This window comes from Staphylococcus ureilyticus (genome assembly GCF_025558845.1).
Taxonomy (GTDB): domain Bacteria; phylum Bacillota; class Bacilli; order Staphylococcales; family Staphylococcaceae; genus Staphylococcus; species Staphylococcus ureilyticus.
In genome coordinates, this window is the sequence record NZ_CP094825.1 from 1,037,925 (window position 1) to 1,051,535 (window position 13,611).

The window sequence follows — 13,611 nt, forward strand, 5'->3', positions numbered from 1 at the left end:
ATTACGATGAAAAATATGAAACAATTAATAGCAGATACAGAAGCAAAACTAGAACCTTATTTTAAAAATATAGAAGAGATTGCTTATATCAATCAAGAAAAAGTGTTGGACGCGTTCCACGCTGTTAAAGTATCCGAAAGTGACTTACTTGGCACAACGGGTTATGGATATGATGATATAGGTCGAGATCATTTAGAAGCTGTATATGCACATGCATTTAAGGCGGAAGACGCATTAGTGCGCCCTCAGATTATTTCTGGTACGCATGCGATTACAATTGCTTTACAAAGTACTTTGAAATATGGGGATGAATTAATGTATATTACAGGTGATCCTTACGATACATTATTAGAAGTGATAGGTATTAATGGTAATGGTATAGAAAGTTTAAAAGAACACGGAGTAATATATAATAAAGTAGACTTAAAGCACGGTGAAATCGATATTGATAAGGTATTAACTAAAATATCACCACAAACTAAGGTCATCGCTATTCAGCGTTCGAAAGGTTATGATCAACGACCATCCATAGATTTAACAAAAATAGAAAGTGCAATTCAACAAATAAAAGCGCAATATCCTGAAATCATAATATTTGTAGATAATTGCTATGGTGAATTTGTAGAAGAACGAGAACCTATAGAGTGCGGCGCTGATTTAATGGCTGGTTCCTTAATTAAAAACCCTGGTGGAGGGCTAGCTAAAATCGGTGGTTATATCGTTGGAAATGAAACATTGGTGGAAAGATGTGGATACCGTTTAACTGCGCCAGGAATTGGTAAAGAAGCTGGTGCCTCACTATATTCGTTACAAGAAATGTATCAAGGATTTTTCTTAGCGCCTCATGTTGTGAGCCAAAGTTTGAAGGGTGCATTATTTACGAGTTTGTTACTAGAACAAATGAATATGCACACCTCACCAAGATTTGATGTGCCTAGAACGGATTTAATTCAAACGGTCACTTTTGATACGAAGGAACAGATGATTCAATTTTGCCAAAGTATTCAAGCAGCTTCACCGATTAACGCACATTTTAGTCCTGAACCATCTTATATGCCGGGTTATGAAGATGATGTCATTATGGCTGCGGGTACGTTTGTTCAAGGTTCTTCAATTGAATTATCAGCAGATGGTCCTATAAGACCACCGTATGAGGCTTATGTTCAAGGTGGCTTAACGTATGAACACGTTAAATTAGCTGTAACAAGAGCTGTTGAAAAAATATTTTAGTAAATTTAAAGAGAGGCCACATTGTATTTATAGCTAGGTCAAATAGCAAATTAAAATGTATATGTGGCTTTTTCTAATTATAGAAAAAATTCGGAAAATTCTGCGATTAAATGTAGGAAGTGCATTATAAAGTCAATTAAATCAATGGTTTGAAGTATATGTTAGAAAACCTGACATATTTTTGAATTGCTTTAAGAATTATGCTAAATTAAATACAAGTTCAAAAATAGAGGTGATTGGATTGGAGTCAAAAGATACGATACGACGAAGCATGCCGGTCTTCTCTATGAGTGTTGTTACGAAATTAAGTGAACTAACTGCTAGACAAGTTCGCTATTATGAGACACATGAACTGATTAAACCACATAGGTCAGAAGGAAATAAACGACTTTTTTCGTTAAACGATTTGGAACGCCTTTTAGAGATAAAAAGATTGATAGAAAAAGGCTTTAATTTAAAAGGTATTAAACAGATTTTAAATGACGAACAAGATCACCTTTCTGATGATGAACAAGAAACGAGAAAACAAATGATTGTTGATGCTACACAGAAACCACAACGAGAAGCGATTCCGATAAATCGTGGTGACTTATCTCGATTTATCAAATAAAATTAATGGGGGACATTTATAATGGCAAAACGTACATTTACCAAGGAAGACATACACAAGTTCGCTAAGGAAGAAAATGTCAGATACCTGCGTTTGCAATTCACTGATATTTTAGGTGTTATTAAAAACGTGGAAGTACCAGTAAGCCAATTAGAAAAAGTTTTAGACAATGAAATGATGTTTGATGGATCTTCAATCGAAGGCTTCGTCCGTATTGAAGAATCAGATATGTATTTATATCCAGATTTAGATACATGGGTTATTTTCCCATGGACAGCAGGTCAAGGCAAAGTGGCTCGTCTTATCTGCGATGTTTATAAAACAGACGGCACACCGTTTGAAGGTGACCCACGTGCAAACTTGAAACGTGTATTAAAAAACATGCAAGATTTAGGGTTTAGTGAACTTAATTTAGGACCAGAACCTGAATTCTTCTTGTTTAAATTAGATGAAAAAGGTGAACCAACATTAGAATTAAATGATAATGGTGGTTACTTCGACCTTGCGCCTACAGATTTAGGTGAAAATTGTCGTCGTGATATTGTTTTAGAATTAGAGGACATGGGCTTTGATATTGAAGCAAGTCACCATGAAGTGGCACCAGGACAACATGAAATTGATTTTAAATATGCAGATGCTATCACTGCGTGTGATAATATCCAAACATTCAAATTAGTTGTTAAAACAATTGCACGTCAACACAATCTTCATGCAACATTTATGCCTAAACCATTATTTGGTGTGAACGGAAGCGGCATGCACTTCAATATGTCACTCTTCAAGGGTAAAGAAAATGCCTTTTACGATCCTGAAGGCGATATGGAAATGACTAAAGATGCATATCATTTTATCGCAGGTATTCTAAAAAATGCACGAGGTTTAACTGGTGTATGTAATCCATTGGTTAATTCTTATAAACGTTTAGTTCCAGGTTATGAAGCACCATGCTATATTGCTTGGAGTGGTAAAAACCGTTCACCATTAATTCGTGTACCAACTTCACGTGGTTTATCAACACGTGTAGAAGTTCGTTCGGTAGATCCAGCAGCCAATCCTTACTTAGCATTAGCGGCTATTTTACAAGCGGGCTTAGATGGTATTGAAAATAAATTAGAAGTACCTGAGCCAGTAAATCAAAATATATATGAAATGAATCGTGAAGAACGTGAAGCCGTTGGTATTCAAGATTTACCATCAACATTATATACTGCTATTAAAGCAATGAAAGATAATGATTCTATTAAAGAGGCTTTGGGTAATCACATTTATAATCAATTTATAAATTCAAAATCTATTGAATGGGATTATTATAGAACTCAAGTTTCTGAATGGGAAAGAGAGCAATATTTAAAACAATACTAGGTGCTAAGCAAAAGGGGCAAACACTAGGTATACAAGCAATCCGAGTCACTTACTCATAAGTGATTTGGATTGCTTTTTTAAGCACCTATTTGTATTAATTAAAGCTTTTTGGGTGGAAATTGAGGACGATAAGCATTGTTTGAACTATTAAAGAATAAAAAAACTATGTAAAATATGTATGAAGTGATATAATTTTTGAAAATAAGATTAGGGGTTTTGAAAAAACATATCATATTTATAGTTTTTTAAGTAAAAATAACTTTTAATCTTATTAAAATGATTAAAAATAATTTAAAGGGGTTGTAGTTACATGCAAGAAGTAAAACTAAGTACATTAAAAGCGAGTTCCTTAAAAGAATTAGAAAGTAGCATAAATGCATATTTAAAAGATGAAGAAGTAGCGGATTATCAATTACTCAATTCAACCGTTCGTGAAGTGGAAGAGCGTGCTTTCTCAGCAAATGAAGAAGAGTTTCATGCTATATTAACATTTATAAAAGAAGTAGAGTAAATACAAGCGTTATAAGTTATAATGCAAGTAAGGTTCAGTGAATTGAAAATTATACTAATTGAGGTTGAGACGAACATCATGTCTCAACCTTTTTCTGATGACAAATGGCTTGTGAGTGAGGGGGTTAAAGTATGAAATATTTAAAAGTGCAGATGATAAGAGAAAATTTAGAAAGTATTCCACAGTATGAATTGCCTGTTGGATATAAAATTCGAAATTTTAAAATAGGAGAAGAAGCAAAATGGGCAAATTTAGAAATGAAAGTAAATGAATTTGATACTACAGATCAAGCATTGACACATTTTAACACTGAATTCGGACAAAATATGCATGAAATGGAACAAAGATGTTTGTTTCTTGAAAATCCTAAAGGTGAAGTCATAGGTACTACAACAGCATGGTATGGAAATTTAACAAGAGATAGTAAAATTTGCGGACGCATTCATTGGGTGGCGATACTCCCAGAGTATCAAGGTAAGCAATTGTCTAAACCTTTATTATCTGAAGCAATGAATCGCCTATCTCAATATCATAACCAAGCGTTTTTAACTTCTCAAACCACTAGTTATCAAGCGGTTAATATGTATCTAAATTATGGGTTTAGACCAATCCTTTCAAATGAAAAAGATTACGAAGCATGGACGTTATTAGAAAAAACATTAAACCGAGCGATTTTATAAATATAACTTCTAAAGCAAAACTTATTTTTTACTATATATAAAAACAACAATAACAATATTATGTTAACTTAAATAAAAAACTGCCGATTTAAACACTCGGCAGAAGGTACTATTTTTTCTTGTTTTTAGTTACAATCACTTGAATGAGAAAGACAATAAAACCAATAAAAAGGCCTAAAAATATTGCGACAACTGCAGATACAAGAGGTGGGAATTGATATTGGTACTGTAATATTAATCCCACTATAATTGCTATAACAATCGCAATAACTGTAATCATGTTCTCCTTAAATATACTCAAGTTGTTCACTCCTATCATCTTAGTATTATAGCACGATTTGTTAAGTGGGTTAAAATAAAGAACTATTATAGTTTCGTTTATTGTAAAAGCGTAATTTTTCTTTGGAATGAGCATCTTGACGTAAACTTTAATTTTCTATATGATAATTTGGTATATTCAAAAAAAGTGGGTGCAACAATGAAATCAACAAAGAAAATTACGACATTAATTATAAGTATAGTTGTACTAGGTGTACTAGCATTTCAGTTTATTAATGGTACTGGTCCTTTTTCATCCAATGATTCCAATAACAATCATGCTGGACCAAAACAAACTGAGAAAGTACATGTAGCGCGTGTGGTTGATGGAGACACACTAGTAGCAAACAATAGTCAGCATGAACAAATTAAAGTAAGGTTGATAGGTGTAGACACGCCAGAGACTGTTAAACCAAATACACCTGTACAACCATATGGTAAGGAAGCATCTGATTTTTCAAAAGAACATTTAACCGATAAAGATGTCTTTTTAGAATATGATAAAGAAAAAGAAGATCGCTATGGGCGCACATTAGCATATGTATGGTTGGATAAAGAAACCATGTTCAATGAACTGTTAGTGAAAAAAGGATTGGCAAGAGAAAAATATTTTTCACCAAATGGAAAATATAGAGATTTATTCGAAAAAGCAGAACAGATTGCTAAAAGCAATAAAGTAAATATTTGGAGTTAAAAATTTCAAATGGCTTAAACGCAAATGAGGCTGGTACATAAATAACCATACTCAAAAAAGAGAGCTACCCTAATGGATGATATGCTCCCTTCAAAGTAGACACTTAAAAATGTAAACTTTGAAGGGAGTTTTTTTATGACTCATAGAAAATTATCACCTGAAACTTATCAAAAAGCTTTCAGCTTATATGAAGAAGGATATAGTATGAAAAATGTAATTCAAAAATTAAATTTAAATTGTTCTCCTAGAACATTATTGATTAACTATTATAAATTTAAGAAGCATGGAATAAAGGTGCTTTTACCAATTCAGAGAAATAATACCTACTCAAATGAATTTAAGCTTAAAGTTGTGCACGAATATATAAATGATGGCCTATCTTTAACTGATTTAGTAGTTAAATATAATATCCCCACTACTTCAACTGTAAACAAATGGATTTCAAAGTATTTATCGGGTAAAATATTAAAAACATATTCTCCAAAACCCGAGGTGTATCAATTGAAATATAAATCATTAACATTTGAAGATCGTGTGGAAATCGTTGATTATTATATGAATCATGGTCAATCGTATAAGACAACAGCAAATCATTTTAACATCAATTATAGCCAAGTATATAACTGGGTAAAAAAGTACAACTTGCATGGGTATGATGGGCTTAAAGATGGACGTGGAAAAGGGAAACCCCAGTCTGTATTAACACCTGAAGAGGCATTAAAAGCTGAAATTAAGATACTTAAAGAGAAAAATAAATTTCTTCAAATGGAAAATGACGTTTTAAAAAAGGAAGAAGAAATAGAAAGGAAGTTGATGAAACAGGCATCAGACAAAAAGCATCATACCAAACGGTAAAAGCATTTAAAAACCTTTATCCGATAGCTTGGTTATGTTCAGTATTAAAGATATCACGTTCAAGTTACTATAAATGGTTACATCGCAAACCATCAAATTAAGAAATTGAAAACCAAAAATTGATCAAAGATATCGTTGATATCTACAATAAATACAAAGGCATATATGGATATCGTCGTATATACATATATTTAAGACTTAAACTACATCAAAAAGTAAATCATAAACGTGTCTATAGATTGATGAATCAACTTAATCTAAAATCTACTATCCGCCCTAAAAGAAAACGATATATTAAAACAACACCTGAAATTACAGCACATAATATATTAAATAGAAAATTTGAAGAACAAATCCCAAATAAAAAATGGTTAACTGACGTTACAGAATTCAAACTCAGCAATGGTAAAAAACTTTACTTAAGTGCTATTTATGACTTAGGCAGCAAACAGATTATCAGTCATAAATTAAGTACCTCAAATAACAATAAATTTGTATTAGATACGCTCAAAAAAGCAGTCAAACTTGTGCCGAATACCGAAGGTATACTCTTGCATAGCGACAGAGGATATCAATATACAAGCAGATTATTTAAAGTTACGTTAGAGCAACTTGGTATAAAACAAAGTATGTCACGACCAGGATGTTGCATAGATAATGGACCTATGGAAGGTGTATGGGGAACTATTAAAAGTGAATTGTTTAGAGGAAGAAAAAAAGTGATTTTTAAAGACAAGGCTACAGCAATAAAAGCAATTAATTCATATATAGAATTTTTTAATCAAGAAAGAATAACATTAAAAATGGCTACCCTTATATCGTAAATATAAGGTAGCCATAAACATTTTGTTTTTTTCACTGTCTACTTGACAGGGTGCAGTTCAGGATTAGCTCTCTTTTATATTTAAATCTTTATGATTTTAACCGTGCTTGTTTGTCTGTGTTCAACATTACTTAATTTAAGTTTGCATTCTTTCATTTAAATCACTTTCAGATATGTCGTCACGTAACAAAATTTCTATTGCAGCTTTTAAATACCTTTTAATTAGTGAAAATGTGCAAGCAATTCATTGTATTGTGCCTCAGTTAATGATTCTTGAGCATTTACAATCGTCTCACCAATGACTTCTTTTAGTGAAGATTTGGATGAAACTGTTTCTACAAAATCTTGTCTTTCTGTAGGTCCATCAATTAGATTGACGCTGCCATCTGTAAAATAAACTAAACCAATATTTTGAATTCTATGGTTTAATTGGTCTGCAATTCTATCTTCCAATGCTTTGGCATTTTTTGAAGACTGTTCATATGGATCATAGTTATAAAAGTCATAAATAATAGAATTATTTCTAATTCTTTCTACAAATGTGTATGTTGTTGGTCGTGTTGATTGAAATTGACTGTGGAATTGGTTTGCAATATAACGTCCAACCGTTTGATTTACTGTATCGCTTCCATTATTTTGTGTGTCATTTGTTGGGTCAACCGTGAAATGATAAAATGTTTTTTGCTTCCAGTTTTTCACGTTGATATTAAATAATCCTTTTTCAGTAATGACGATGTAATCGAAAGCTCTAGCATATTCAAACAAAGGATGTTTCACTGCTAAATTTCCAGTTGTGATAATATCAAAAAATGAAATTGAACCTTGACTTCGATATTGATTTAATATGTCGTTTAAATCCTGTTTTGCTTTTCTTAATCCATGATGATGTGTATCATTATTTACATCTTTTTCAAGCATTTGATTTTTTAAATATGTGTTTTCACGCGTGATGATACTAATTTTATTTATTAACTGATCTTTTGCGTATGATTCAGTCTCAAGCTTATGATTCATCACTCTTCTTTCAATAATAATAACTAATAATAGTATTACAATAATTATTGCTAAAATAATCGGGAAAAACATTGGTATCATCCTAATCTAAATATTTTTAATAAACTATATTTTACTCTTTTATTTATATTAGTACAAATACAACTGACTAATAAGTTCAATATTAGTATAATCATATTTTTTAATTATAAGCAATTACTACTTAATATATAAAGGAACGATTTGATTTATTATAAAAATTAATGATTTAAAAAACATATATGTCTATTAAATAAGTGCTAAATCGGGTAATACATATATTATCAATGAAACTTAGTATTGAAAAGTCTGTTTGGAGGACATTGAATTGACGACTATGAAAAAATATATCAACTACATAATAGAAAATATAAAAAATGAAGATGTTATTGCATTCGATAATCATCCAGTTAATTATCAAATTCTTGACGAATTATATGATGCTAATCTTAAAATTTCAGTGATTACTTTTTCAACAGATATCATTAAATATGTCGCAAGATACACTGATTTTAATATCATAATGCCGAATGGAAAAGTAGACAATGCACTACATATTATTACTGGTTCGGAAGTGATCCAAACATTTGCGAGATATCGCATTCGTTATTATTTTGCAACTGCACCTTACATGGTAGATAAGGCGCTGTACCAAACATTGCCAGAAATTGCTGAAATTCAGTTGGCTTTATACCATAGTTCAGAAGCATTATTTATTGTTAACAGACCGAGCATTTTGAACCAACAAAATCGACAAGACTATAGCTATATTGGCAAGTTTTAAATAAAAATGTGTTTAAGTTCACATTTTTGTGCTTTTCACATTGAAAAATACGACAACAAATAATATAATAATTATTAATGGAAACGCTTACTTTTGATAGGAGGTACAGATTTGGCAGTTAGTAATAATAAAAATATTAAAGAAGTTGTAAAAAATTTAACTGAAAATGTACCTGAACTGTTTAAATATAATGGTGAAGTCGCAAAACAACTCTTTCTTCATGATGAGTTTAATTTAGACGATAAGGTTGATATTAGTGTCGAAAGAAAATATCTAGGTGAAGTTTTAAAGTTTATACCTAAAGATAATACGATTGTGTTACATGACGGTACAAATACTACTACTGATTTTTCAAAGTTAAAATTTGCAGATGTCACTCACGCAAATATTTATATAAATGATGAGTTAATCATGACAATCATCGTTTATGACGTAGAAAATGATGAATGGATGTTCAGATGGAATCACAATATTCGATTACCTGAAAAGCATATTTATTTTCATTCTATCAAATGGGATGTAGATTATATTAAGCCTGAAATTGTGTTAATGTATGAATTATTAGATCCGATTGATTATCATCAATTACCGAATTATAGAAGCGTAATTGATTCATTAAGTTATTATCAATTTGTTATTTTACGCTTAGTAGTCGGAGATGAACGTATTAACCAAGCACTTATATCTGAAAAAAAAGCAATTTAAAAATCCTTCAAATCATTCAATAGTATTCATTAACTTTCAAATGAGTCTATACGATTTGAAGGATTTTTTTATAGACATAAAGTTTTGAATTATTATTTAAATATTCAAACAATTTTTAGTGTAACAATATTCATAAGTTGCATTGACCGCTTTCTCTGCATCTGTCACATCGATACCAAACATCATAGAAATTTCTGAGGCGCCTTGGTTCATCATTTTTAAGTTGATGTTTGATTCTGCAAGTGCATGCGTAATTGTGCTAGCTGTGCCAACGATTCTATGCATACCTTCACCAACTACCATTAAAATTGCCAAATCATGTTCAATGCTTAACTCATCTACATCACAATTTTTACGTATATCATTAAGCACTTGTTCCTCTTTGTTTTGTATCTCTTTAGAGCGCATGATGATACTAATGTTATCTATACCTGATGGCATATGATCAAATGAAATATTATAGTCTTCTAGTACAGCTAATATTTTACGTGTAAAACCAACTTGTCTATTCATAAGGTATTTTTTAATATTTAATACTGTGAAATCTTTGTCACAGCTAATACCACTTACAACACTATTTGAATCAATTTCTCTATCATGTCTAATATAGGTGCCTATATCATTAGGTCTATTTGTATTTTTTATAACGACAGGAATTCTATCTTTGTGTAATGGTTGCAACGCTTCATCATGGAATACACCAAAACCAGCATAAGACAACTCACGCATTTCACGATAGGTAATTTCATTTATGACTTCAGGGTTTTTAACAATAGAAGGATTGGCTCTAAAAATGCCTGAAACATCTGTAAAGTTTTCATATAAATCTGCTCTCACACCTCTTGCGACTATGGCTCCTGTTATATCAGAACCACCACGAGGAAATGTGACCACGTAATTTTGTCTTGAAATACCAAAAAATCCTGGAATGATTAACTTTTCTTCAAATGACCGTAATTTATACAGTGCTTCATATGATTGATTTAAGATTTGCGCATTTTGAGGTAAATCTGTAACGGTAATACCAGCTTCTCCAGGTGAAATGTAGCGCGTTGGAATGCCTTGGCTGTTATTATATTCTGCTATAATTTGAGCATTAAAATTCTCGCCACATGAAAGTAGAGCATCAAGTAGTCTTGATGGTTTTTTCCTCAATGTTGCTATATAATTTTCTAAAGTCTCATCAATTGTTTTTAAAAGTGTGTCGCTCATGTTGAGTTCATTAATAATATCCTTGTAGCGTTGAATAATTTCCTCTTTTTTAGAAGTGTAGTCCAATCGTTCTATTACTTTTTCGTAAAGTCTAATTAATAAATCAGTGGTTTTTACATCATCTTTATCGCGCTTTCCTGGAGCTGAAACAACTACAATTTTACGAGCTTCATCTGAATTAACAATATCTAATACTTTTTTAATTTGCTCTGCATTGGAAACAGAGCTTCCTCCGAATTTAGTTACTTTCATAATGTTATACAACCTTTCTAAAAAATCAGAAAATTTAGTTTAGTTTTTATCACAGGAGTGATAATATATATATACGTTTTAAATATACGTAGACTTTACAAAAATAATGAATGAATTTATACTATACCATATTCAAGTATTTTTCAACTGTACAATTGTATTTTTTAGATAAACAAACGGAGGAATGAAGACATGAAAGAATTAAATGTAGCACTACTTGGTTTAGGAACAGTAGGTTCTGGTGTAGTAAAAATAATAGAAGAAAATAGAGAACAAATTAGAGAAACGATGAATAAAGATATTAATATTAGACATATATTAGTACGTGACAAGTCTAGAAAAAGGCCTATTAACACATCAAAATATAACTTAACAGAAGATATAGAAGATATATTTAATGATGACTCAATAGATATCATCGTCGAAGTGCTCGGAGGCGTTGAACCTACAGTAGAATGGTTAAAACGCGCATTGAGTGAGCAAAAACATGTGATTACAGCAAATAAAGATTTGTTAGCTGAAAACTTACGAGAGTTAGAACATTTAGCGCAAGAAAATGACGTTGCTTTAAAATATGAAGCTAGTGTTGCAGGCGGTATTCCTATTGTAAATGCGATAAACAATGGTTTAAATGCTAATAATATAAGTAAGTTTATGGGGATTTTAAATGGTACATCTAACTTTATTTTAAGTAAGATGACTCAAGAAGAGACATCATTTGAAGAAGCTTTAGCAGAAGCACAACGTCTAGGGTTTGCAGAAGCGGATCCAACTGATGATGTTGAAGGTGTTGATGCAGCACGAAAAGTCGTCATTACCTCGTATTTATCGTTTAACCAAGTAATTAATTTAGATGAAGTTGATAGATATGGCATTAGCGATGTTACGCTACCAGATATTAAAGTAGCTGATAAACTTGGCTATAAGATAAAATTGATAGGTAAAGGTACATATGAAAATGCTCAGGTCAATGCATCTGTTGCACCAACTTTGATTGATAAAAGCCATCAGTTAGCCTCTGTTGAAGATGAGTTTAATGCGATTTATGTTATTGGTGACGCTGTTGGAGAAACAATGTTTTATGGTAAAGGTGCGGGTAGTTTAGCAACAGGAAGTGCTGTTGTCAGTGATTTATTAAATGTAACATTTAATTTTGATACTAATTTACATACGTTACCCCCGCATTTTGAATTAAAAACTGAAGAAACCAAAGAAATGATGAATGAAGAAGAAGATACGATTGTTATTAAAGGTAAGGAAAGTTATTATGTCGTAGTCCAAACAGATGGGGAAGATGTAAAACAAGTTGAAACCTTATTAAAAGGCGAATTACCTGTTCATAAATCATTAGAAGTGGCTGAACGTGATGCACATACTGCAGGTGTGGTTATTATAGGTATTGATGAATCACCGATAGCAACGATTCAAGAATCAGGCTATGTAGTACAGAAAATATATCCAGTTGAAGGAGTTTAATGTTTATGAAAAATTGGCAAGGACTTGTAGAAGAATTTAAAGCATATTTACCAGTGACAGCTGATACACCTAAAGTAAGTTTAAATGAAGGTCATACGCCTTTGATATATTGTGAGAATATGTCTGAAATGCTTGGTATTGAATTACATGTTAAGTATGAAGGTGCAAATCCCACAGGTTCATTCAAAGATAGAGGCATGGTAATGGCAATGGCAAAAGCTAAAGAAGAAGGCAAGAAAATTGTGATTTGTGCTTCAACTGGTAATACGTCAGCCTCTGCAGCAGCGTATGCTGCGAGAGCAGGCTTAAAAGCGATTGTCGTTATTCCAGAAGGGAAAATAGCTTTAGGTAAATTGTCACAAGCAGTTATGTACGGTGCAGAAATTGTTTCTATAGAAGGGAATTTTGATGAAGCGCTTGAAATTGTACAAGAAGTGGCTAAAAGTGGTGAAATCGCGCTTGTGAACTCTGTTAATCCTTATCGTATTGAAGGCCAAAAAACAAGCGCTTTTGAAGTTATTCAACAGCTGAATGGCCAAGCACCAGATATATTATCGATTCCGGTCGGAAATGCTGGTAATATTTCAGCATATTGGAAAGGATTTAAAGAGTATCATGACGTAAATGACACACAACTTCCTCATTTATACGGGTTCCAAGCTGAAGGTGCATCACCAATCGTTCAAAATAAAGTAGTGAAGAATCCAGATACGGTAGCTACTGCAATTAGAATTGGTAACCCAGCAAGTTGGGATAAAGCTAATCATGCTCTAAAAGAATCACAAGGCCTCATTGATAGTGTATCAGACGAAGAAATTTTAGAAGCATACCAATTGATGGCTCAAAAAGAAGGTATATTTAGTGAACCTGCAAGTAATGCCTCCATTGCTGGTTTGATTAAGTTGCATCGTGCTGGTAAGTTACCTAAGGGGAAACGCGTAGTGTCAGTATTGACTGGTAATGGCTTAAAAGATCCAGATACAGCTATTTCATTATTAGATAACCCAATTAAGCCACTACCAAATGATAGAGAAAGCATTTTAGAATATATTAAAGGAGCACTTTAG

At 32.0% G+C, this 13,611-nt stretch carries 13 protein-coding genes and 1 pseudogene; 11 read left to right on the forward strand and 3 right to left on the reverse strand.

Translation table 11 applies throughout. The annotated features are described in order from the left end of the window. The first annotated feature begins 6 nt into the window (after positions 1-6). The 5 genes from MUA21_RS04995 to MUA21_RS05015 all read left to right on the forward strand — a co-directional run bounded on the left by MUA21_RS04995 (position 7) and on the right by MUA21_RS05015 (position 4,393). Positions 7-1,230, forward strand: coding sequence for a methionine gamma-lyase family protein (locus MUA21_RS04995; protein WP_064209013.1), 1,224 nt, complete (start codon positions 7-9; stop codon positions 1,228-1,230). Between the two features lie 241 nt (positions 1,231-1,471). Then, positions 1,472-1,840 (forward strand): MerR family transcriptional regulator, encoded by a 369-nt coding sequence (locus MUA21_RS05000; protein ID WP_073342234.1) that lies wholly within the window; start codon positions 1,472-1,474, stop codon positions 1,838-1,840. Positions 1,841-1,861: 21 nt separating this feature from the next. Continuing rightward, positions 1,862-3,202 (forward strand): type I glutamate--ammonia ligase, encoded by a 1,341-nt coding sequence (gene glnA, locus MUA21_RS05005; protein WP_019468737.1) that lies wholly within the window; start codon positions 1,862-1,864, stop codon positions 3,200-3,202. A gap of 310 nt (positions 3,203-3,512) precedes the next feature. Continuing rightward, positions 3,513-3,713, forward strand: coding sequence for a hypothetical protein (locus tag MUA21_RS05010; RefSeq protein ID WP_046208585.1), 201 nt, complete (start codon positions 3,513-3,515; stop codon positions 3,711-3,713). Between the two features lie 131 nt (positions 3,714-3,844). Next, on the forward strand, positions 3,845-4,393 hold the full coding sequence (locus tag MUA21_RS05015) for a GNAT family N-acetyltransferase (RefSeq protein WP_262562001.1): 549 nt from the start codon (positions 3,845-3,847) through the stop codon (positions 4,391-4,393). Between the two features lie 109 nt (positions 4,394-4,502). On the opposite strand, the gene MUA21_RS05020 is transcribed toward MUA21_RS05015, so the two are convergent. Beyond that, complete coding sequence (locus MUA21_RS05020) at positions 4,503-4,694, reverse strand: hypothetical protein (RefSeq protein ID WP_046208583.1); 192 nt, start codon at positions 4,692-4,694, stop codon at positions 4,503-4,505. 177 nt (positions 4,695-4,871) lie between these two features. Here MUA21_RS05020 and nucI point away from each other — a divergent pair, with 177 nt between their 5' ends. After that, positions 4,872-5,405 (forward strand): thermonuclease NucI, encoded by a 534-nt coding sequence (gene nucI / locus MUA21_RS05025; protein ID WP_073342232.1) that lies wholly within the window; start codon positions 4,872-4,874, stop codon positions 5,403-5,405. Positions 5,406-5,540: 135 nt separating this feature from the next. Further along, positions 5,541-7,084, forward strand: a pseudogene (locus MUA21_RS13330) (IS3 family transposase). A 221-nt stretch (positions 7,085-7,305) separates the two neighbouring features. Here MUA21_RS13330 and MUA21_RS05040 read toward each other — a convergent pair. Beyond that, on the reverse strand, positions 7,306-8,169 hold the full coding sequence (locus MUA21_RS05040) for a hypothetical protein (RefSeq protein ID WP_073342230.1): 864 nt from the start codon (positions 8,167-8,169) through the stop codon (positions 7,306-7,308). Positions 8,170-8,452: 283 nt separating this feature from the next. On the opposite strand from MUA21_RS05040, the gene MUA21_RS05045 reads away from it, so the two are divergent. Further along, positions 8,453-8,899, forward strand: a complete 447-nt coding sequence (locus MUA21_RS05045; RefSeq protein ID WP_241957548.1) for a DeoR/GlpR family DNA-binding transcription regulator — start codon at positions 8,453-8,455, stop codon at positions 8,897-8,899. 111 nt (positions 8,900-9,010) lie between these two features. Next, entirely contained in the window at positions 9,011-9,604 is a 594-nt protein-coding gene (locus MUA21_RS05050; RefSeq protein ID WP_046208579.1) for a hypothetical protein, read from the forward strand. A 96-nt stretch (positions 9,605-9,700) separates the two neighbouring features. On the opposite strand, the gene MUA21_RS05055 is transcribed toward MUA21_RS05050, so the two are convergent. Continuing rightward, the gene (locus MUA21_RS05055; RefSeq protein WP_262562002.1) at positions 9,701-11,068 is read right to left on the reverse strand and encodes an aspartate kinase; all 1,368 of its coding nucleotides are present in this window, start codon (positions 11,066-11,068) and stop codon (positions 9,701-9,703) included. A 192-nt stretch (positions 11,069-11,260) separates the two neighbouring features. Between MUA21_RS05055 and MUA21_RS05060 the strand changes: the two genes are divergently transcribed. Beyond that, a complete protein-coding gene (locus MUA21_RS05060) occupies positions 11,261-12,544 on the forward strand; it encodes a homoserine dehydrogenase (protein ID WP_107525851.1) in 1,284 nt (427 codons plus the stop codon). A 5-nt stretch (positions 12,545-12,549) separates the two neighbouring features. Next, positions 12,550-13,611 (forward strand): threonine synthase, encoded by a 1,062-nt coding sequence (thrC, locus tag MUA21_RS05065; protein WP_262562003.1) that lies wholly within the window; start codon positions 12,550-12,552, stop codon positions 13,609-13,611.